17 protein-coding genes, 4 tRNA genes and 1 pseudogene are annotated in these 19,873 nt (G+C 60.6%); 6 read left to right on the top strand and 16 right to left on the bottom strand.

All coding sequences use genetic code 11. The features are described from left to right. Window positions 1-4: 4 nt before the first annotated feature. The gene (locus ACTJLA_RS16410) at window positions 5-1,108 is read right to left on the bottom strand and encodes a polyamine ABC transporter substrate-binding protein (RefSeq protein ID WP_054920044.1); all 1,104 of its coding nucleotides are present in this window, start codon (window positions 1,106-1,108) and stop codon (window positions 5-7) included. Between the two features lie 137 nt (window positions 1,109-1,245). Here ACTJLA_RS16410 and ACTJLA_RS16405 point away from each other — a divergent pair, with 137 nt between their 5' ends. Continuing rightward, complete coding sequence (locus ACTJLA_RS16405; RefSeq protein ID WP_054898854.1) at window positions 1,246-2,037, top strand: helix-turn-helix transcriptional regulator; 792 nt, start codon at window positions 1,246-1,248, stop codon at window positions 2,035-2,037. Between the two features lie 78 nt (window positions 2,038-2,115). Here the strand turns inward: ACTJLA_RS16405 and ACTJLA_RS16400 are convergent. The 4 genes from ACTJLA_RS16400 to ACTJLA_RS16385 all read right to left on the bottom strand — a co-directional run bounded on the left by ACTJLA_RS16400 (window position 2,116) and on the right by ACTJLA_RS16385 (window position 2,530). Continuing rightward, a tRNA-Gly gene (locus ACTJLA_RS16400) sits at window positions 2,116-2,191 on the bottom strand. 3 nt (window positions 2,192-2,194) lie between these two features. Next, window positions 2,195-2,270: transfer RNA gene (locus tag ACTJLA_RS16395), tRNA-Glu, on the bottom strand. Between the two features lie 105 nt (window positions 2,271-2,375). Further along, a tRNA-Gly gene (locus tag ACTJLA_RS16390) sits at window positions 2,376-2,451 on the bottom strand. Between the two features lie 3 nt (window positions 2,452-2,454). After that, a tRNA-Glu gene (locus ACTJLA_RS16385) sits at window positions 2,455-2,530 on the bottom strand. A gap of 359 nt (window positions 2,531-2,889) precedes the next feature. Between ACTJLA_RS16385 and ACTJLA_RS16380 the strand changes: the two genes are divergently transcribed. Beyond that, window positions 2,890-3,660, top strand: a complete 771-nt coding sequence (locus ACTJLA_RS16380; protein WP_034127216.1) for a hypothetical protein — start codon at window positions 2,890-2,892, stop codon at window positions 3,658-3,660. A gap of 292 nt (window positions 3,661-3,952) precedes the next feature. After that, window positions 3,953-4,765, top strand: coding sequence for an alpha/beta fold hydrolase (locus ACTJLA_RS16375; RefSeq protein WP_314548563.1), 813 nt, complete (start codon window positions 3,953-3,955; stop codon window positions 4,763-4,765). Between the two features lie 36 nt (window positions 4,766-4,801). On the opposite strand, the gene ACTJLA_RS16370 is transcribed toward ACTJLA_RS16375, so the two are convergent. The 4 genes and pseudogenes from ACTJLA_RS16370 to ACTJLA_RS16355 all read right to left on the bottom strand — a co-directional run bounded on the left by ACTJLA_RS16370 (window position 4,802) and on the right by ACTJLA_RS16355 (window position 9,257). Next, the gene (locus ACTJLA_RS16370) at window positions 4,802-5,644 is read right to left on the bottom strand and encodes a methyl-accepting chemotaxis protein (RefSeq protein WP_371264160.1); all 843 of its coding nucleotides are present in this window, start codon (window positions 5,642-5,644) and stop codon (window positions 4,802-4,804) included. Between the two features lie 15 nt (window positions 5,645-5,659). Continuing rightward, window positions 5,660-5,887 (bottom strand): annotated as a pseudogene (locus ACTJLA_RS16365) (HAMP domain-containing protein); the annotation flags it as partial. A gap of 995 nt (window positions 5,888-6,882) precedes the next feature. Continuing rightward, the gene (locus ACTJLA_RS16360; RefSeq protein WP_314548558.1) at window positions 6,883-8,295 is read right to left on the bottom strand and encodes a PLP-dependent aminotransferase family protein; all 1,413 of its coding nucleotides are present in this window, start codon (window positions 8,293-8,295) and stop codon (window positions 6,883-6,885) included. A gap of 200 nt (window positions 8,296-8,495) precedes the next feature. Further along, entirely contained in the window at window positions 8,496-9,257 is a 762-nt protein-coding gene (locus ACTJLA_RS16355; RefSeq protein ID WP_003190072.1) for an SDR family oxidoreductase, read from the bottom strand. A gap of 229 nt (window positions 9,258-9,486) precedes the next feature. Here ACTJLA_RS16355 and ACTJLA_RS16350 point away from each other — a divergent pair, with 229 nt between their 5' ends. Continuing rightward, window positions 9,487-10,494, top strand: coding sequence for an NADP-dependent oxidoreductase (locus ACTJLA_RS16350; protein WP_089042713.1), 1,008 nt, complete (start codon window positions 9,487-9,489; stop codon window positions 10,492-10,494). A gap of 102 nt (window positions 10,495-10,596) precedes the next feature. On the opposite strand, the gene pyrF is transcribed toward ACTJLA_RS16350, so the two are convergent. Beyond that, on the bottom strand, window positions 10,597-11,295 hold the full coding sequence (gene pyrF, locus ACTJLA_RS16345; RefSeq protein ID WP_003190068.1) for an orotidine-5'-phosphate decarboxylase: 699 nt from the start codon (window positions 11,293-11,295) through the stop codon (window positions 10,597-10,599). A 259-nt stretch (window positions 11,296-11,554) separates the two neighbouring features. On the opposite strand from pyrF, the gene ACTJLA_RS16340 reads away from it, so the two are divergent. Both ACTJLA_RS16340 and ACTJLA_RS16335 read left to right on the top strand, forming a co-directional pair. Next, entirely contained in the window at window positions 11,555-12,319 is a 765-nt protein-coding gene (locus ACTJLA_RS16340) for a response regulator (protein WP_034127268.1), read from the top strand. Then, window positions 12,319-13,350, top strand: coding sequence for a sensor histidine kinase (locus ACTJLA_RS16335; RefSeq protein ID WP_089042712.1), 1,032 nt, complete (start codon window positions 12,319-12,321; stop codon window positions 13,348-13,350). Before ACTJLA_RS16340 ends, ACTJLA_RS16335 begins: the two co-directional genes overlap by 1 nt. A gap of 113 nt (window positions 13,351-13,463) precedes the next feature. Here ACTJLA_RS16335 and ACTJLA_RS16330 read toward each other — a convergent pair whose 3' ends face one another. The 6 genes from ACTJLA_RS16330 to ACTJLA_RS16305 form a co-directional block, all read right to left on the bottom strand. After that, window positions 13,464-14,528 carry an AI-2E family transporter gene (locus ACTJLA_RS16330; RefSeq protein WP_003190063.1) on the bottom strand — a complete coding sequence of 355 codons (1,065 nt, stop codon included), beginning with the start codon at window positions 14,526-14,528 and terminating at the stop codon, window positions 13,464-13,466. Window positions 14,529-14,600: 72 nt separating this feature from the next. Next, window positions 14,601-15,419, bottom strand: coding sequence for a DUF4892 domain-containing protein (locus ACTJLA_RS16325; RefSeq protein WP_054920057.1), 819 nt, complete (start codon window positions 15,417-15,419; stop codon window positions 14,601-14,603). A 102-nt stretch (window positions 15,420-15,521) separates the two neighbouring features. Next, window positions 15,522-16,376 carry an alpha/beta hydrolase gene (locus tag ACTJLA_RS16320; protein ID WP_314548544.1) on the bottom strand — a complete coding sequence of 285 codons (855 nt, stop codon included), beginning with the start codon at window positions 16,374-16,376 and terminating at the stop codon, window positions 15,522-15,524. After that, window positions 16,373-17,176: an alpha/beta fold hydrolase gene (locus ACTJLA_RS16315; protein ID WP_044273029.1), complete on the bottom strand. Its 804-nt coding sequence runs from the start codon at window positions 17,174-17,176 to the stop codon at window positions 16,373-16,375. The genes ACTJLA_RS16320 and ACTJLA_RS16315 overlap by 4 nt, the downstream gene beginning before the upstream one ends. 97 nt (window positions 17,177-17,273) lie before the next feature. Continuing rightward, a complete protein-coding gene (locus tag ACTJLA_RS16310) occupies window positions 17,274-17,717 on the bottom strand; it encodes a hotdog fold thioesterase (protein ID WP_314548537.1) in 444 nt (147 codons plus the stop codon). A 30-nt stretch (window positions 17,718-17,747) separates the two neighbouring features. Then, window positions 17,748-19,400, bottom strand: a complete 1,653-nt coding sequence (locus tag ACTJLA_RS16305; protein WP_259039125.1) for an AMP-binding protein — start codon at window positions 19,398-19,400, stop codon at window positions 17,748-17,750. Window positions 19,401-19,873 lie beyond the last annotated feature (473 nt).

Below are 19,873 nucleotides of genomic sequence, written 5' to 3'. Positions count from 1 at the left end.
CCCGTCACGTACCGCTTTTGACCTTGGTCCAGACCCGTGTGCGAATGCGCTCCGCCTTCAGCGGCAAGGGCTCAAGCGGAACCAGTGTGGCCATGGTCTTTTTATCGGGATAAATCCAAGGGTTATCCCGCAACTTTTGCTCGACGAACTCAGTGGCATCTTTGTTGGCGTTGGGATAGAGCATGTAGTTGGACGTCTTGGCTATCACCTGCGGCTGCAGCATGTAGTTGATGAACGCCAGAGCGGCCTTTGGGTGGCGAGCATCCTTGAGCAACACCCAGTTTTCAGACCAGACCAAGGCGCCTTCGCGCGGCAGGCTGTAGGCAATCTTGCGGCCGCTGTTGGACTTTTCATTAATCGCCTGAGCGGCCAGCGCACCATTGGCCCAGCCGACGACTGCACAGATATTGCCGTCCGCCAGGTCGGCGTCGATTCTGGACGAGTCGAAATAGAGCACATAGGGACGGATTTTCAACAGCAGCGCCTGGGCCTTCTGGTAATCCTCTGGATCGGTACTGTTACTGGGCAACCCCAGGTAGTGCAAGGCGATCGAAATGATTTCGCTGGGGGAGTCGAGCATGGCTACGCCACAAGACTTGAGCTTGCTGATGTTTTCTTCTTTGAAGATCAGGTCCCAACTATCCACCGGGGCGTCATCGCCCAGCGCCGCCTTGACTTTATCCACGTCGTAGCCAATGCCAGTGGTACCCCAGACATAGGGCACGGCGTAGCGATTGCCTGGGTCATTGACCGCCAGCAGGGAGAGGATGTCAGGGTCGATGTGCGAAAGGTTACTCAACTGCGCGCGATCCAGCGGCTGCAGCACCCCAGCCTTGATCAAGCCGGGTAATACATTGGAGGTGGCCACGACCAGGTCATAGCCGGTGCGCCCAGCCATGACCTTGCTCTGCATGATTTCGGCGCTGTCGAAAGCATCCATATGCAGCTTGATGCCGGTCTCCTGCTGGAATTGCCTGGGCGTCTGCGGTTCAAGAAACCCGAACCAGTTATACAGATACACCGAAGATTCAGCGGCGGCTGCGGGCGTGCTGGTTGCAGCCCCCAGGAGCGAAGCTAAAAAAATAGCTCGCAAGTGTGCTCGACTCATATGACTATCCCTGTCCACACGACACGCCTTCATGGCTATCGTAAGCTCGGGGTGAATATACCGAGCATCAACGAATAGTAAATACCTACAAGTACTTAGCTCTGGCCTGCAAAGCCCTAACCCTAAAGGGGTAGAACATGTCGCTTGACCTTCATAGCCTGGCTTGGCACCGATCGGTTGGAAAACTGATCATGCAGCTCAATCGCCCGGAGTTCTGGAGTTCGTTGATTCGCGTATTGAATGAATATGTGCAGATAGACAATTGGGTGGTGCTGGTTTTTGGCGACCACGCGGTGCGCGTGATCAGCCTGCCCGAAGTAGCAGACAGCGAAGAAATCGACGCCTTTATTCACCGCTATGTGAAAGGCCTGTATCTGCTGGACCCGTTCTATATCGCTGATCGAGAAAACCCACAGAGCGGGTTCTTCCATCTGCTCGATATTGCGCCGGAACACTTCCGGGAAACCGAGTACTACCAACAATATTTCGCGCAATACATCTCGGTCGATGAGGCGCAATACAATGTACGGCTCGATGCTGGCACAACGCTGTGCATGTCGTTTGGCAGCAACCTGCGATTCACCCAGGCGCAGATAACAGTATTGGACCTGATCAAGCCGTGGGTGACGGCATTGATGCATCAACGCATGTTTTTTGAAACTGACCCGACGAAAAACCTCGCCGAGCCGGCCCCATGGGCCGAGGCACTTACTCAGTTGGAAACACAAGTAACGGCACGTGAAAAGGACGTGCTCAAGTTACTCCTCAGTGGGTTCTCCAACAAAGAGATCGCCGGCAAGCTGTCGCTGTCGACAGAAACCATCAAAGTCCACCGCCGCAACATCTACAGCAAGCTGAATATCAAATCTCAGTCCGAACTGTTTGCGCGTTTTTTCATGCCACGGCAAGAGATCCCTTCGACGCTTTGAACGGGGTGGTGCGCTGGCGAAGTAAATTGCGCACAAACAAAAACGCCGATCATCACTGATCGGCGTTTTCGTTAAATATGGAGCGGGAAACGAGACTCGAACTCGCGACCCCGACCTTGGCAAGGTCGTGCTCTACCAACTGAGCTATTCCCGCAAATGGCGTCCCCTAGGGGACTCGAACCCCTGTTACCGCCGTGAAAGGGCGGTGTCCTAGGCCACTAGACGAAGGGGACACGCTACTGAAACACATGGTGTGTGTTCCAGTGCCCAGAGGCCTTGTCCGAAGACTTGGTCCTGGTTTCACTCAATGCCGCCCGAAGGCCACACTGCTTGTAAATTGGAGCGGGAAACGAGACTCGAACTCGCGACCCCGACCTTGGCAAGGTCGTGCTCTACCAACTGAGCTATTCCCGCATATGGCGTCCCCTAGGGGACTCGAACCCCTGTTACCGCCGTGAAAGGGCGGTGTCCTAGGCCACTAGACGAAGGGGACACACCTACAACATTCACTCCCTACCGCGTTTCGCTGTGTGCTTTACGCTGTAAGTGGCGCGCATTCTATGGATGGATTGAAAGGTCGTCAACCCCCAAGGATAAATTTATTTAAATCAATGACTTCGCCATGGTTTCACGGCCTTCGCGGGCATTGGCACCGTCCGAGCCTTGGCGCCTATATTCTGGCGTTCGACAAGACGCTATAGTTCACCCTAACAAATGATGGCAATGTGCATCCATTCAGGAAGCGCCTACCTATATAGAAGAAATCACCTGGGCAACTGGTCGATCGGTCCTATCCGCCGGATGACCCAGTCACTACACTCCACAGCACACCCTATTAAAGAGGTCACACCGGTGACACCACTCATGATCACCCTGCTGGTAATAGCCGGGATCGTAATACTGATCGCCATTGGCTACATGAACCACGTGGTGGAAAACAACAAGCTGGAAAAGAAGCGTACCGAGATCGAGCTTAACGATCGGCTGCGTCGCTGCGGTGAAATCACCGAGACCTTCCCCGGCCAACTGATGACCCCAGCGCTCAAGCTGTTGCTGGCTCGCCTGGAACTGAACGTCAACCAGCGCCTGTTGAACCTCAACAAGTCCAGCACACCGCTCAAGGCCCGCATCAACGAACTGAATGCGCTGATCGCCCAAGGCGAATCGATTCCGGTGCCCAACCCACCGGCCCCGATCCAGACCGAAGCCAAGGCCAAGGACGTGCGCTTCCTACTCGAAGCCCTGCACGGCCAAGTCACCCGCGCCGCCCAGGATGGCTTCCTGCCGACCAACGAGGCCAAGCACTGGATCAAGGAAATCCGTCATATCCTGGTGCTGCTGCATATCGAGTTTTTCAACAACCTCGGCCAGCACGCCCTGCTGCAAGGCCAACCCGGCCAGGCACGCCTGGCGTTCGAGCGCGGCGTGCAGTACCTGCGCAAACAACCGGAGCCGGTGCTCTACAGCGCCCAGTTGCAACTGCTGGAGTCCCAACTGGCGCGCGCCAACTCCACAGTGCTGACCAACAGCAAGCCGGCCGAGGACGAAGTCAACGAGCTGACCGAGGGCTTGAAAGTCGTCGATGCCGACGCCGAGTGGAAGAAGAAAGCGATCTACGATTGATGGCAACGCGAACGCAATGCTCATAGCAACGAAGATCAAAGGTGGTGGCTTGCCTGCGAAGACGTCGGCCCAGCAAACATTGATGTTGACTGACACACCGCTTTCGCGAGCAAGCCCGCTCCCACAGTGGGATTGTGGGGTGTCAGGTAGGTGAGCATCGGCTGGCAGGCCTTCATCGCAGGCAAGCCAGCTCCCACAGTGAAATCATCACATGCCATCAATGTGCACCTATCCCCCCGCTCCCGACTAGCGTAAAAAAGTGCCCCTCACTCCGTGAAATTAGAGGCCTGTTATGCCTGTCGCCGTGATTGATGGACAACCGCTGCACTATATCGACCAGGGCGCCGGCCCTGTCGTGCTACTGGGTTCGAGTTACCTGTGGGCCAGCGACATGTGGGCGCCGCAGATTGAAGCGCTGTCGCAGCAATACCGCGTGATCGTCCCCGAGTTGTGGGGCCACGGTGAGTCCGGGCCGTTGCCAGCACCCACTCATTCCCTGGATGACCTCGCCCGCCAGGCCCTGGCGTTGCTGGATCATCTTAGTATCGAGCAAGCCAACCTGGTGGGCCTCTCGGTCGGCGGCATGTGGGGCGCACGCCTGGCATTGCAGGCTCCCGAGCGCATCAACAGCGTAGTGCTGATGGACACCTACCTCGGGGCCGAACCCGAAGCAACGCGCCAGTATTATTTCTCGCTGTTCAAGATGATTGAAGACGCCGGGGCGATCCCCGAACCGTTGCTGGATGTGATCGCACCGATCTTCTTCCGCCCGGGCATCGACCGCGAATCCGCGCTGTACCGGGATTTTCGCCAGTCACTGCAAGACTTCCCCAGAGAACGCTTGCTGGACAGTATCGTGCCGCTGGGCCGCCTGATCTTCAGCCGCGAAGACATCTTGGCGCACTTACCTGCATTGGACGCCGACACCACCCTGGTGATGTGCGGCGAGCAGGACAAACCCCGGCCACCCGCCGAGTCCGAGGAAATGGCCGACCTGATCGGTTGCAGCCTGATCCTGATCCCCGAAGCCGGGCATATCTCCAGCCGCGAGAACCCGGATTTCGTCAACGAGGCGCTGCTGACCTTCCTCGCCAACCACGCCTGATCGCCCCGCCCTCAGATCGCAGCGCCTACGCTGCGATCAAAGGTGGAAATGCCCCACCATCCCCTTGAGTTGCGCGCCCAACTGCGCCAACTGGATGCTCGAGGCGGCATTGCCTTGCATGCTCAACGCCGAATGATCGGCACTCGCCCGAATACTGGTGACGCTGCGGTTGATCTCTTCAGCCACCGAGCTTTGCTCCTCGGCGGCAGCGGCGATCTGTTGGTTCATCTGCTGGATCAATGAAACAGCCGCCGCAATGCTGCCCAAGGCCCCTTCGGTTTCCAGCGCATCACTGACCGCCAGCTTCACCAGCTCGCCACTCTGCTGGATCTGCTGCACCGAGGACTGCGCCGCACTGCGCAGCGTGCTGACCAGCCGTTCGATTTCCTCGGTCGATTGCTGGGTGCGCTTGGCCAATGCCCGCACTTCATCGGCCACCACTGCAAAGCCACGCCCCTGCTCACCAGCACGCGCCGCCTCAATCGCAGCGTTCAAAGCCAACAAGTTGGTCTGTTCGGCCACGCTCTGGATCACGCTCAAGACGGTACCTATATTCTGGATTTGCGCGCTGAGGCTTTCGATACTGGCGCTGGCACTGTTGCTGGATGTGGCCAGCAACTCGATACGCTGCAGACTCATGCGCACCACCTGCTGGCCGCTATCGACCTTGGCATCCGCGGTCTGTGCGGCTTGGGCAGCCTGCTCGGCATTGCGTGCCACATCGTGCACCGTGGCGGTCATCTGGTTCATCGCCGTAGCGACTTGCTCGGTTTCGTCCTTCTGGTTGCTGACTTCGGCAGTGGTTTGCTCGGTGACGCTGGACAATGAATGCGCGGAGCTGGCGAGCTGTTCGATCCCCGCCTGCAACCCGCTGACCATCTGGCTCAAGCTGTTGCCCATCTGCTGCATCGCCTGCATCAGCTGGCCGATTTCATCACGCCGGCTGATCTCCATGCGCCCACTCAGGTCACCCGAGGCGATCTGCTGAGCCACGGCGATCACCGCCCGCAACGGCGCAACAATCAAGCGGGTGATCACCCATGCAGCGATCAAGCCCACCAGCAGCGCCAGGGCAGATGAACCGATGATCAGCAGCGTGCTGTGCTGCAACTGCGTTTGCATGGACTGGTCTTCGGCGGCGTACGCCTGGTTGACTCGATTCACCACTTGCTCGGCGCGGTCATGCAACTGGGTGTAGACCACTTTTTCCTGGGCCAACAGCCCGGTGTATTCGCCGAGCTTGTCACTGAACGACGCGATATGCCCGGAGACTTCATTGAGCACGGTCTGGTAGCCGGGGTCCTTGACCGTGGTTTTGAGTTTCTCGACTTCAGCCAGGGCCTGGTCGGCTTGCTCGATCTTGCCCTGCCCGGCGTCGTCTGCGTCCGCCCTGCGGCTCTGATCCAGGCGCACCCGCGCCTCGTTCATGGCCTGCAACATCAGACGCGACACCTGGCTGACCTGCCCCGCCTGCTCGATAAACTCCGCGCCCTCCTTGCCTTGGCTTTCCTTGAGGCCATAGGCGCCGTCGTCCGCCAGCCCGGCTTGCAGCACATCCAGGTTATTGGCCACGCTGGACACCGACCAACTGGCCATTTCCAGGGCGAGGTCCTTGGTCTGGGTCAACTCGACGAACTCATCGAATGCCTGGCGATAGGCGACCAAGGCTTGCTCAACATCACCCATCACTCGCTCGTTGCTGGCAGACCGAGCCTTGAGACGCGTGGCTTGGGCCAGCAGCGCATCGACACTGGCATGCAGGGCATCAACGGCCTTGGGGTCGGCGTGCAACGCATAGTTCTGCTCGATCAAGCGCACCTTGAGCAGGTCGCTGTTGAGCGTCGACATCGACGTGAGGCCTTCGAAGCGCTGGCCGATGGTCTGCAGGGACCACACACCGATGGCCGCTACCAGGGCCGTCAACAGCAGTACCAGGGTAAAACCCAAGCCGAGTTTTTTTGCCATACCGAGGTTGGCGAAACGTCGTTGCACGCCCGAAATCATTGCACTTGATCCTCTTGCGATGGCAAATGCCATAAGCCAGGTTTACAAGCAGCGAGATTCGCAACCCCGAGGCACTGAGCACAAGCCGCTGGCGCCGGAATAATGGCAAAAAGCTACATGCGCGTCGTTTTCAGAATGGTCGAGGTCGATCTTGCCGCGCCCATGGCTCGGAACAGCGTCAATGCGCGTTGATCAGCCGCGTAGGCCACATTGATGCGTAGCCATTCGCTACGCTCCCCCGTGGGGCTGAACAATGCGCCGGGCGACAGCAACACACCCAGTCGCTGGGCGCAGGCTTGCAATCGCAAGGGGTCGGCCAAGCCTGGTCGTGCCCACAGGAACATCCCGCCCGCGGGTGCGGCAAATACCTGCCACTCTTCATCCTCCAGTACCTGCAACGTCGCGGCCATCTGCGCATTCAAGCGCTTGCGCAGGCGCTGCATCCACTTACGATAAGTGCCGTTACTCAGCAACGTCGCCACCATGGCTTCGGCAAACCGTGAAGTGCCGATGCCTGTCAGGGTCTTGAGCTGGGCCAATTGCGTAATGATCGCAGCACTGGCACACAGGTAACCCACGCGCAGGGCGCTGCTCAGGGTTTTGGAAAAGCTCGACACATAGATCACCCGATCATCATGGGCCAGCGCTGACAAGCGCGTGCAACTGGCATGCTGCAGGTCGCCGTACACATCCTCTTCGATAATCAGGAAGTCGCGCTCGCGTGCCAACTCCAACAAGCGCTCCGCCACCGGGCGGCACAGGCTGGTGCCGGTGGGGTTGTGATACAGGCTGTTGATGAACAGGCACTTGGGCCGATGGGTTTGCAGCAGCGCTTCCAATGCCGGGATATCCGGGCCGCCATGGGCACGTGGCACTTGCAGCAGCGTGACCCCCCGAAAGGCCAGTTGGCGGTAGAGATTGCCATACCCGGGTGTTTCGACCACCACCTCATCACCGGGTTTGAGCAACGTGCGTATCAGCAGGTCCTGGGCATGGCTGGCGCCATGGGTGGTCAGGATACAGTCCAGGCTGGCGGGCACGTGAATCTGCGTCAGGCGCTTGAGCAGTTGTTCGCGCAACGCCGGCAGCCCCAAGGGTGTGCTGTAGTTGAACAGGCCACCAGTGTCGGTGCGGCTCAGTTCACGGATCGCGTAGCTGATGTCATCGCTTTCGCGCCAAGTGTCGGGTAACCAACCGCAGCCCAACTTCAGCTCGCCCAGCGGGCTATCGGTAAATGCACCCCAGCCTTGTTCCGCACCTTCATACCAATGGTTTTCGTGGGCCGTGGCGGGATGCGCCACCACGAACCCCGAACCCTGCCTGGGAGCCAGCAGCCCCTGGGCCACCAAGCGCTCGAATGCCTCGATCACGCTGGACTGGCTCAGCAGGTTATCGAGGGCCAATTGGCGAATGGACGGCAAGCGTGTGCCAGGGCTCACCCCCTCCTTGCGAATCCATTCTGCCACCGCGCCGACGATCTGCTGAACAACCGGTACCAGGGCTTGTCGATCGATCCCTAAATCCATGAGCCACTCACTTAAACTGTCTGTTAACCCAAAACAGTTAAGCACAGAAGCCTGGTAAAACCGGTCGCCAAGTTTTATTAAAGTATTGATTTTATTAGATTATTTACCTTCGGAAACATATTCAGCCACGGCACTCTGCCAGCTATGGAAACGCCCCACATCACCCCGCGCTCTTTTCAAACAGCGTGCCAAGCGCGGTCCTAGATCGCCGTCGCGCCACCGTCCACCGCCAGGGCCTGACCGGTGGTAAACGCTGCGCCATCACTGCACAGGTACAACACGGCGCTGGCGATTTCCTCAACCTTGCCAATGCGTCCCACCGGGTGCATGGCTGCGGCAAACTCAGCCTTGCGTGGGTCGGCCTCATAGGCGCGACGAAACATGTCGGTATCAATCACGGCCGGGCAGACGGCATTCACGCGAATTTTCTTCTTCGCGTACTCGATGGCCGCCGATTTGGTCAGGCCAATCACCGCATGCTTGGACGCCGCATAGATGCTCATCTTCGGTGCCGCCCCCAGCCCCGCCACCGATGCGGTGTTGACGATGGCCCCACCGCCCTGGGCCAACAGCAACGGCAACTGATACTTCATGCACAGCCACACGCCTTTGACGTTAACCCCCATGATGGCATCAAATTCATCAAGACTGCCGTCGGCCAGCTTGCCCTTTTCGATCTCGATGCCGGCGTTGTTGAAGGCGTAGTCCAGGCGCCCATAGGTGGCGACGGTTTGTGCCATCAATTGCTGCACGTCCGTGTCGAGCGTGACGTTGCAGCGCACAAATATCCCTTCGCCACCGGCCTGGTGGATCAGTGCCACAGTGCCCTCGCCTCCTGCCACATCAAGGTCCGCGACCACCACCTTCAAGCCTTCGGCGGCGAATGCCAGCGCGGTGGCGCGGCCAATACCAGCAGCGGCGCCGGTCACCAAGGCGACCTGGCCGGAAAACGTCATGCTCATGGGAACTGTCCTGTGGGGGTTAGTAACGGTGGAGCGAGTCTAGCCAACGCCCGCAGCCGTGCGTCAGCACTATCAGAAGGCCGGTTGGCGCTGCATGAATCGCAGTGATAAAGCCGCCCGGCTGATTATCAGCGAAGCCTATTACCGGGCATTCGCCTGCTTTGCACACCCTTGCCCTTCTGCCACTGAGGGTCTATCACTCATGTTCCATTTCTAAAGAGTCCTTGCCATGACCGCCCAGACCAACCGCCAATTTCTGCTCGCCAAACGCCCGGTCGGTGCCGCCACGCGAGAGACCTTCACTTACCAGGAAGTGCCAGTGGGCGAACCCCAGGACGGCCAAGTGCTGGTGCGCAATGAATACCTGTCCCTCGACCCGGCCATGCGTGGCTGGATGAATGAAGGCAAGTCCTACATCCCACCAGTAGGCATCGGCGAAGTGATGCGCGCCTTGGGCGTAGGCAAGGTGATTGCCTCGAAGCATCCGAACTTCGCGGTGGGGGACTACGTGAACGGTGCACTGGGCGTGCAGGATTACTTCCTCGGCGAGCCCCGTGGTTTCTATAAGGTGGACCCCAAGCTGGCACCTCTGCCCCGCTACCTGTCCGCCCTGGGCATGACCGGCATGACGGCGTACTTTGCCCTACTGGAGACCGGCGCCCCGAAAACCGGTGACACCGTGGTGATCTCCGGTGCTGCCGGTGCCGTGGGTAGCATCGCCGGGCAGATCGCCAAGCTCAAAGGCTGTCGCGTGGTGGGGATCGCCGGTGGCGCCGAAAAGTGCAAGTTCCTGGTGGATGAGCTGGGCTTCGACGCCGCCATCGACTACAAAACTGAAGACGTGCCCGCCGCCCTCAAGCGCGAGTGCCCCAAAGGCGTGGACGTGTATTTCGATAACGTCGGCGGCGATATTCTCGACGCCGTGCTCAGCCGCCTGGCGCTCAAAGCCCGCGTAGTGATTTGCGGCGCAATCAGCCAGTACAACAACAAGGAAGCGGTCAAAGGCCCGGCCAACTACCTGTCATTGCTGGTCAATCGTGCGCGCATGGAAGGCTTTGTGGTGATGGACCACGCGGCGAACTTCGCGGCGGCGGGCCAGGAAATGGCCGGCTGGATGGCCCAGGGCAAGCTCAAGAGCAAGGAAGATATTGTCGAAGGGCTGGAGACATTCCCGGAAACGCTGATGAAGCTGTTCAATGGCGAGAACTTCGGGAAGTTGGTGCTCAAAGTCAGCTGACACACCAAAAAAACAGATGTGGGAGCTGGCTTGCCTGCGATNTGATACCGAGTTGATACTATCGCAGGCAAGCCAGCTCCCACATTTTTGCCGCTCTAAAAATCAGGCGATCTCGGCGACGACCGCTGCCAACGCCTTGGCAGGATCCGCCGCCTGGCTGATCGGACGGCCAATCACCAGGTAATCCGAGCCCGCATCCAGGGCCTGGCGTGGGGTCAGGATGCGGCGCTGGTCATCTTGGGCGCTGCCGGTAGGACGGATACCCGGTGTCACCAGTTGCAGCGAGGGGTGAGCGTTCTTCAGGGCCTGGGCTTCCAGGGCCGAACACACCAGGCCGTCGAGGCCGGCTTTCTGCGCCAGGGCTGCCAGGCGCAACACCTGAACCTGCGGCTCGATATCCAGGCCAATACCTGCCAGGTCTTCACGCTCCATGCTGGTGAGCACGGTTACACCGATCAACAACGGTTTTGGGCCGCTGCGCTGTTCCAGCACTTCGCGGCAGGCGCTCATCATGCGCAGGCCACCGGAGCAGTGCACATTGACCATCCACACGCCCATCTCGGCCGCGGCTTTGACGGCCATCGCCGTGGTGTTGGGGATGTCATGGAATTTCAGATCCAGGAACACTTCGAAGCCTTTGTCACGCAGGGTGCCGACGATTTCCGCCGCGCAACTGGTGAACAGTTCCTTGCCGACCTTGACCCGGCAAAGCTTGGGGTCCAACTGGTCAGCCAGCTTCAGTGCGGCGTCACGGGTGGGGTAATCCAGGGCGACGATGATAGGAGTCTGGCAGACGGACATTGGAATGGGCTCTCAGGCAAGTCGAAATCGGCGCGGATTGTAGCGCAAGCAGCGCCGTTGCGGGATCCGATGATCGGTAAATACCGATCAAGCGCCCAATACCGGCGATTCAGGGTGATTGTTTCAGCGCCGATACATTCACGACATGCCCTCAATACGCCGTCCGGCTAGCCTCGCGCACATGACCGCCCGCCCAGCACTTCCAGCCCTGGAACTGGGCGCCTATGCTGACAGCCACAACCAGGCAGATGACCTCGCTATGCATACCCCTTGCGACCCTGTAAACGAAGCGCCAAAAGACGCGGTGATCGCCGAAGACAAGCGCTGGAACACCCGCGCGCTGATTGTCGACGACGACGTACCGATCCGCGAACTGCTGATCGACTACCTGGCACGCTTCAATATTCTCGCCTCAGGCGTCACCGACGGCACCGCCATGCGCCAAGCCATGCAAGCGGAGACCTTCGATGTGGTGGTGCTCGACCTGATGCTGCCGGGCGAAGACGGGCTGACATTGTGCCGCTGGCTGCGCGCCGAGTCGGACATTCCGATCCTGATGCTCACTGCCCGCTGCGAACCCACCGACCGCATCATCGGCCTGGAACTGGGGGCAGACGACTATATGTCCAAGCCGTTCGAACCCCGGGAACTGGTCGCGCGTATCCAGACAATCTTGCGCCGGGTGCGTGATGACCGCACCGAACAGCGGGCCAATATCCGTTTCGACAATTGGCGCCTGAACAGCGTGCTGCGCCAGTTGGTGGCCGATGATGGCCTGGTGGTGCCGCTGTCCAACGCCGAGTTTCGTTTGTTGTGGGTGTTCATCGAACGCCCCCGCCGTGTGCTGAGCCGCGAACAGCTGTTGGACGCGGCCCGTGGGCGCTCTATCGAGGCCTTTGATCGCAGCATCGACTTGCTCGTGTCGCGCCTGCGTCAGAAGCTGGGGGATGACCCCAAGGCTCCGCAACTGATCAAGACCGTACGCGGCGAAGGCTACCTGTTCGACGCCCGGGATATCGGTTGATGCGCGCGCCCTTCAATACGCTGTTCGGGCGACTGTTCGGCCTGTTGCTGGTGGCGATTGTGCTGGCCCATGTGCTGGCGTTCTTCTGGTTCCACCACTACGGCCCGCCGCCACCGCCCCGCGCGGCGTTCGTCGAACAACCGGACGGCAGCCTCACGCCCTTGCGCAAGGCGCCTCGCCCCTGGTTTGGCGGCCCGGTGGTACCCCTGACATTTCAATTTATCTCGCTGATCATCGCCGCCTGGTACGGCGCCAAACTGCTGAGCCGGCCGATCCAGCGCCTGAGCGCGGCGGCCGAGCGCTTGAGCGTCGACCTCGACAGCCCGCCCCTGGTGGAATCCGGCCCTCGCGAAGCGCGCCAGGCGGCCTCGACCTTCAACCTGATGCAAAAGCGCATCCGCGAACAAGTCAGCCAGCGCGCCCGCATGCTCGGCGCGGTCTCCCATGACCTGCGCACCCCCCTCTCGCGCCTCAAGCTGCGCCTGGAACAGATCGAAGACCCCAAGTTGCAAGGCCAGATGCGCCAAGACCTGGACGACATGATCGGCATGCTGGATGCCACCTTGAGCTACCTGCACGAACAGCGCACCAGCGAGACACGACATTGGCTCGACGTACAGGCATTGGTGGAATCCCTGAGTGAAAACGCTCAGGACCAAGGCCGCGACGTGAAATTTTCCGGCACCTGTACACCGTTGCAGGTACAGCCGATGGCGCTGCGCTCATGCCTGAACAATTTGATCGACAACGCCCTGCGCTATGCCGGCACCGCCCGGGTAGAACTGGCTGACAGCCGTGGCGCCCTGGTGATACGGGTGATCGACCACGGCCCGGGAATCGCCGCCGATAAGCGCGAAGCGGTGTTCGAGCCGTTCTTTCGCCTGGAAGGGTCGCGCAACCGCAATTCCGGAGGGGTCGGTTTGGGGATGACCATTGCCAGGGAGGCCGTCGAGCGACTCGGCGGCCACCTGAGCCTGGAAGATACACCGGGCGGTGGGTTGACGGCGGTGATGTGGTTGCCGAGGGTTTAAGCACTCCCATTTACCTGACGCGCCGCGAACCAAATGTGGGAGCTGGCTTGCCTGCGATTGNAGGCAAGCCAGCTCCCACAAGTACCGCGGCGCACCACAGTTAGGTACACCCATCAGTTACACGGTTTGTCTTCACGACGCACTTGCGCCTGGCTCGCGCTCCAGTCTGTCAACAGGCTGTAGGCCACCGCCAGCAACGTCGGGCCAATAAACAGGCCGATAAAGCCGAACGCTATCAACCCACCAAACACACCCAACAGCACAATCACCAACGGCAGGTTGCCGCCACGGCTGATCAGGTACGGCTTGAGCACGTTATCCACGCCGCTGATCACGAACGTGCCCCATACACCCAGGAATACCGCGTAGGTGTAATCGCCCTTCCAAGCCAGCCACGCCGTGGCCGGAATCCACACCAGCGGCGGCCCCATGGGAATAAGGCTGAGCAGGAAAGTCACGATACCCAGCACCAGCGCGCCCGGTACGCCAGCGATCAGAAAGCCGATCAGGGCCAGCAGCGCCTGGGCCGCAGCGGTGCCGATCACACCATTGACCACCCGCTGCACCGTGCCGGCCACCAGTTCGATGTAATAGCCAGCGCGCTCGCCAATCAGGCGCTCCAACAGGCGGTGCACAAACATCGCCAGGCGCGGCCCGTCACGGTAGAAAAAGAATACGAAGACCAGGCTCAGGGTCAGCTCAAGAATGCCGCCGCCAATTTGCGCACTGCGCGCCAACAACCAATTGCCGACCTGGCCCAGGTACGGCTTGATGCTCACCATCAGCGCCGCGCCTTGTTGATCAATGCTGTCCCAGGTCGCCACCAGGCGCTCGCCTACGAAGGGGATCGACCCCAACCAGGTCGGCGCCTCGGGCAAGCCGTCGACCTGGATGTCCTTGATGAGCGCCACCGCATCACGCACATGGTCAGCCAGGTTGAACCCAAGCCATACCAATGGCACCGCCACCAGCAACATCCACCCCAACGTCAGGATGCCAGCGGCCAGGGATTCTCGGCCGCCGAGCCAACGGGTGAGCAAACGCATCAGCGGCCAGCTGGCAAATGCCAGCACCGCGCCCCAGAACAGCGCCGACCAGAACGGCGCCATGACCCAGAAGCTGGCACCAAACAGCACCAGCAGCAGGATTTGCACCAGCAGGCGATCGTTATTGAGCATCGGGTATCTCGAAAAGAAGGCTGTAGGAAGAGAGCTTAGGCGAACGGCACGGGTCCGTTCGCCCTGTGGTGCTTAGCGTATCAGATGCAGATGCAGCCCTTGGGTTTCACCGGTGCCGGTTTCCAGACGGGCGGTGCGCACGCCCTTCTCCACCAGCGCCTGGCGCCAGGCCTCGGCCTGCGGCCCGCTCAGGCTCACGCGCAGGGTGGTGTCGAGGTTCAAGGCTCGGGATATCAAGGTCAGCCAGGTGTCGTCAGGCTCGGCGCCCAGCGCGGGAAAATCCAGCTCGCCGGTACTTTTGAGTTCCCGCAGCAGGGTCGCCGAGGTGGGCAGCAGCTCGCCCAAGGGCGCGCTGGCGTCGAGTTGCTCCACATGCAGGTAGGCGCGGCGGTTACCACGTGTGATCCCGTACAGCGCGACCAGGGAATTGTCCTGCGGGGCGGCCAGGCGTAGCAGCAGGTATTCCTGTTGGCCGTCGGCGCCCACCAGCTTGGCGTTGCCAAACACTTCGTTGGCCCACAGGCTGCTTTCGCCACAATCGCGGGCCTTGCACCAGAACAACAACTGCGCACCCTTGGCCTGCAAAGCTTCGCGCGTTGCGGTAAAGGCGGCGCTGGAGCTGTGTTCGGCGGGCAATTCATAGGTGATTGCAGTGGCTGGGCCGCGTGCGATGGCCTGGCCTTCATAACGTAACTGGCCGCTGATCTTGCGGATTGCGCCCATGGGGTAAATGCGTTCCTTGTCTTCAGCGGGGCGGTAATCGACGATTTGCGCATCAACCTGACGGGCTACCGCCGGTAGATCCTGGCTGCCAGGCAGATCGGCGGCAAATACCAGGGGGCTGAAACAACAAAGGCCCAGGGCACGGATACATCCTTTACCCAGGCTCATCGGATCAGTGAGCCCTGGCCAATGTTGGTCACAGCGATATCGAGTGTGTTCATGGTTGACTCCCTTTCAATCCGCCCAGCCTCGGCAGTTGACCTCGCCAAGTCAAGGCGTGGAGAAGAACCGATTGAAACAGTCTGCAACAAGAGCCGCACCGGGCTCGTCATTCAGGTGTAAATGATGGCCGCCTGGCAGCATGGTAACCGTGAAGGGTAGCTGAGAAAGCAATTCGGAATGTTTCGCCAGCATGCCGTCAGCCGCGACCACCAACTGGGTAGGGCACCCTACCCTTCGCACGAAGGCCATGGCTTGTTCGTCGGTCAGGCGCATCGGCGACGCCAGAGTCAGGCGGCTATCGCTGCGCCAGGTATAACCGCCCGGTACGGGCATCAAACCGCGCTGGGCCAGGAGCTGCGCTGCTTCACGGCTGACCGCGACCACGCCTTTCATCCGCGCCTCGACCGCTCGATCAAGGCTGTTGTAGACCGGCTTGCGCTTGTCCTGCAGGCTCAATTGCGCCTGCAACGCCATGCCCAGGCGCTCGGCCGCATTCTCGCCGCTGGCGGTCGGTGGGATCACGCCGTCAATCAGGCCCAGGTATGTCACCCGCTCCGGCACTGCCCCGGCCAATACCAGAGAGACGATGGCGCCCAGGGAGTGGCCAAGTAATGCAAAACGTTTCCAGCCCAGTTGCTCAGCCACCTGCAGCACGTCATAGACGTAATCCCACAAGGCATAACCGGCGCCAGCCGGGCGGTGCGCCGAATGCCCATGCCCCGCCATGTCCAGGGCGACGATGCGCAACCCTCGCAGCTTGGGCGCCAGGCGCGCAAAGCTGTTGGCGTTGTCCAGCCAGCCATGCAAAGCAATCACCGGCAGCCCATCCTCGGGCCCGAACAGATGCGCGGCCAGTTCGATGTGCGGCAGGCTCAGGCGTACCTCTTCGACGGGCGTACTCATGCGCAACTGCGCTCACGGGCCTGCCAGCGGGCGAACAGGGTCTTGATCAAGGCAGCAGTGTCCTGAGGGCGTTCGAGGGGAAACATATGGCCGCCGGGCATGGTGAGCATTTCGCCCATGGGCAAGCGGTCGACACCGCTGGCATGGTGACGCATCACCACCCGGCTCTGGCGGCCACGCACCACGGCCAGCGGCACCTTCAACTGGCGTACCTGGCCCGGGCTGGTGTGGGGCACGCCGCGATAGATGCTGATTTCGGTGGCTGGGTCGAACCGCAGGCGCAGGCGATCGCCCACTTGCTGCAGGCCATGTTGCAGGTACGCGTCAAAGCAATCGGGGTCAAAGCCACGGAACAGGGTCTTGCCGGCGAAATAGCTGCGCGCGGTGTCCAGGTCGGTGAATTCTTCGCGCCGGCCAAGCGTGCGCCCAGCCGGGGTGAGACGGTCGATAAAGCCAAAACGCTTGGCTGCGCGGATCACCCAGCGGTCTGCGCGGGTGAGCACCGGCGAATCCAGCATCACCACGCCCCGGTACAGGTGCGGGCAGCGCATGGCCGCGTGTAAATGCAGCACGCCACCCAGGGAATGGCCCACGCCCCATACCGGCTCTGGCTGCTGCTCCAGATGATGGATCAGCTCGTCCACCAGGTTCTGCCAGTTATCATCCACCGGGAATCTGGGGTCGTGACCGTGCTGCGGTAGATGAGCCACCGCATATTCCGGGGCCAGGGCGGCAAACAGCTTGCCGTAGGTGGCCGAAGGGAAGCCATTGGCGTGGGTAAAAAACACGTGCTGCGACATACAGGTTCCATCAACAAAAACAGAGGGGGATTGTCACCATGCCCGGCCCCTACAGCAATGACTGTAACTGCCAGGAATGATGACACTCACGCCACGCCTATCGCGCCGGCGGTTGTTCACCCAGCGGCACCACGGCCATGGTCAGGCGCGAGACACAACTGGCCTTGCCCTCGTCGCTGCTCAGGCGGATGTCCCACACCTGCGTGGTACGCCCGATATGAATAGCCTTGGCCACCGCAGTTACCCGGCCGTTGCGCACGCCGCGCAGGTGGTTGGCGTTGACCTCAAGACCCACGCAATAGAACTTGCTGGCATCAATGCACAAGTAGGCGGCCATGGAGCCGACACTTTCGGCCAGCACCACCGAGGCGCCGCCGTGCAGCAGGCCGTAGGGCTGATGGGTGCGGTGGTCGACCACCATACTGGCGGTAAGGGATTCGTCGTCGAAGCTTTCGAAACGAATATCCAGCATTTCACCGATGGTGTTTTTCTGGATCGCGTTGAGGTGTTCGATATTCGGTTGGGTACGCCACAGGCTCATACGATTGTCCTTGTTGGTTTTATTACGGCCCTAATCCTGCCACAAAACGGTTTCGGCGCGCGCGCTCCATGCTTGCAATTGTGGCCCGTACGTCGACTCGATCACGTTGCGTTTGATCTTCAAGGTCGGCGTGAGAAAACCGTTTTCCACCGCCCATTGGTCTTTCACCACCACCAATTGCCCCATGCGTTCGTGCTTGTCCAGGCCTGCGTTCACCTGTGCCAGCCAGCGTTCAAGACCACCGCCGAGGGCTTGGCGGTCCTCGCCGGGTGCCGACAACACGCACAGCCCTATCGGCGCACTGAGCCCCTCGCCGACCACACACACCTGTTCAATACGTGCATGTTCGGCCAGGCGGTTTTCAATCGGCGCCGGGGCTACGTATTTGCCTTTGCTGGTCTTGAAGATTTCCTTGAGACGTCCGGTCAGGCGCAGGCGACCGTCCGCGTTCTGCTCGCCCTTGTCACCCGTACGCAGGAAGCCATCTGCAGTGAGCGTATCCGCGGTTTTCTGCGGGTCCTTGAAGTAGCCCAACATGGTCGCGCCACTGTGTACCTGCACTTCGCCTGACGGGTCGATACGCACTTGCACGCCTGGGCAGGGCTGGCCGATCCAACCGAGCGTTTGCCCACCTGGGCGACACACATGGGAATAGCCGCAGTTTTCGGTCATGCCGTACACCTCCAGCACATCCAGGCCCAGGCGCTGATACCAACGCAGCAACGCCTCGGGCACCGGCGCGGCGCCGGACAGGGCAATGCGCAGCGCATCCAGCCCCAGGCCGGCGAGAATTTTATGGCCGACGCGTTTGCCGATAAAAGGCAGGCGTAACAGGGTATCGAGGCGTTTTTCCGGGATTTTGGCGTAGACGCCCAGTTGGAATTTGGTCCAGATGCGCGGCACGCCAAACAAGGCCGTCGGCCGCGCCCTGCGCAGATCGGTGAGGAAGGTTTCCAGGCTCTCGGCGAAAAAAACGGTTTGCCCGGTATAGATCGACGCCATTTCTACAAACATCCGCTCCGCCACATGGCACAGCGGCAGGTACGACAGCAACCGGTCGCCCTCCCCCAGGCCAAACAGCTCAGTACCGCCCGAGGCAGCAAACCCCAAGGCGCCGAAACTGTGCATCACCCCTTTAGGCAGGCCGGTCGTACCGGAGGTGTAGATGATAGTGGCCAGGCTGGCGACATCCGGTAGCGGGTTGTCCTGGATCGGTGAACAGGCTTGCAGGTCCGCCCAACTGAAATCGAAAGTCTCTTCAGGAGGGCACAGCGGCAGACTGATAGTCGGCACACCCACAGGAACGCCAGGCGCCATCGCCGACCAATCATCCAGCTTGCCGATCAGCGCCAACCGCGCCTGCGAGTGAGTCAGCACATGGGCGACTGAGTCCGCGGTGAGGTTGGGATAAAGCGGCACCGACACATGCCCAGCCATCCAGATCGCCAGGTCGGCGATGATCCAGTGGGCGCAGTTTTTTGAAATCAAGGCAATATGCGAGCCCTGGGGCAACTCCCGCGCGCGCAGCCAGTGCGCGGCGCAACGAGCCTGGTGGCCGACCTCGCCCCAGGTGAGGGCCTGCACCTCACCGCCGCCGATGGGCTGAACGAGGAAGACTTTGCGCGGGTGCCGCGCTTCACGCTCGAAGAAGACCTGCAACGGCAAACGAAAAGCGACAGGCATGGGACGCGCTCCTTTGTGATCCAAGATACAGCCAACCAAGCACTTGCTTGGTTGACTGTATAGCACAGGAGAAGGAAACGGCCTGCCGCTAACCACGATGCGAAGCGAGACGCTCTTGATCTGCTCTCGATCTTAGGCGCCCCCCCAAATCACTGGCGGATTACGGGCACACCGAGCCTGGGCGAGGTGCCGAGTGGTGGGGCAAGAGCCCTTTGGTTACTTTGGGCTGGGCCGGCATTCCGGCTTTGCCAAAGTGACCCGCCGTTCAGGGCGGAACCCTAAGTGGCCGTTACCGCAGGAATGGATATGTACTCGGTATAACGGTGTCGACTGTGACGCCGTCTTCGCGAGCAAGCCCGCTCCCACAGTGGAATCGTTGGGGCGTCAGCGAGATAGGCGTCGGCTGGCAGGCCGCCTTCGCAGGCAAGCCAGCTCCCACAATTGGATCGCGGGGCGTCAGCGAGATAGCGTCG

The organism is Pseudomonas sp. 22072 (genome assembly GCF_052046095.1).
Classification (GTDB): Bacteria; Pseudomonadota; Gammaproteobacteria; order Pseudomonadales; family Pseudomonadaceae; genus Aquipseudomonas; species Aquipseudomonas paracarnis.
This window is presented reverse-complemented; position numbering and strand designations above follow the sequence as displayed.

Excerpts from the sequence above, each read along its gene's own strand:
- ACTJLA_RS16360 (WP_314548558.1), bottom strand. The coding sequence starts at position 8,295 with ATGGATTTAGGGATCGATCGACAAGCCCTGGTACCGGTTGTTCAGCAG.
- ACTJLA_RS16315 (WP_044273029.1), bottom strand. The coding sequence starts at position 17,176 with ATGTCGCAGCACGTGTTTTTTACCCACGCCAATGGCTTCCCTTCGGCC.
- ACTJLA_RS16310 (WP_314548537.1), bottom strand. The coding sequence starts at position 17,717 with ATGAGCCTGTGGCGTACCCAACCGAATATCGAACACCTCAACGCGATC.
- ACTJLA_RS16340 (WP_034127268.1), top strand. The coding sequence starts at position 11,555 with ATGCATACCCCTTGCGACCCTGTAAACGAAGCGCCAAAAGACGCGGTG.
- ACTJLA_RS16410 (WP_054920044.1), bottom strand. The coding sequence starts at position 1,108 with ATGAGTCGAGCACACTTGCGAGCTATTTTTTTAGCTTCGCTCCTGGGG.
- ACTJLA_RS16320 (WP_314548544.1), bottom strand. The coding sequence starts at position 16,376 with ATGAGTACGCCCGTCGAAGAGGTACGCCTGAGCCTGCCGCACATCGAA.
- pyrF (WP_003190068.1), bottom strand. The coding sequence starts at position 11,295 with ATGTCCGTCTGCCAGACTCCTATCATCGTCGCCCTGGATTACCCCACC.
- ACTJLA_RS16375 (WP_314548563.1), top strand. The coding sequence starts at position 3,953 with ATGCCTGTCGCCGTGATTGATGGACAACCGCTGCACTATATCGACCAG.
- ACTJLA_RS16305 (WP_259039125.1), bottom strand. The coding sequence starts at position 19,400 with ATGCCTGTCGCTTTTCGTTTGCCGTTGCAGGTCTTCTTCGAGCGTGAA.
- ACTJLA_RS16370 (WP_371264160.1), bottom strand. The coding sequence starts at position 5,644 with ATGGTCAGCGGGTTGCAGGCGGGGATCGAACAGCTCGCCAGCTCCGCG.
- ACTJLA_RS16405 (WP_054898854.1), top strand. The coding sequence starts at position 1,246 with ATGTCGCTTGACCTTCATAGCCTGGCTTGGCACCGATCGGTTGGAAAA.
- ACTJLA_RS16335 (WP_089042712.1), top strand. The coding sequence starts at position 12,319 with ATGCGCGCGCCCTTCAATACGCTGTTCGGGCGACTGTTCGGCCTGTTG.
- ACTJLA_RS16325 (WP_054920057.1), bottom strand. The coding sequence starts at position 15,419 with ATGAGCCTGGGTAAAGGATGTATCCGTGCCCTGGGCCTTTGTTGTTTC.
- ACTJLA_RS16350 (WP_089042713.1), top strand. The coding sequence starts at position 9,487 with ATGACCGCCCAGACCAACCGCCAATTTCTGCTCGCCAAACGCCCGGTC.
- ACTJLA_RS16355 (WP_003190072.1), bottom strand. The coding sequence starts at position 9,257 with ATGAGCATGACGTTTTCCGGCCAGGTCGCCTTGGTGACCGGCGCCGCT.
- ACTJLA_RS16330 (WP_003190063.1), bottom strand. The coding sequence starts at position 14,528 with ATGCTCAATAACGATCGCCTGCTGGTGCAAATCCTGCTGCTGGTGCTG.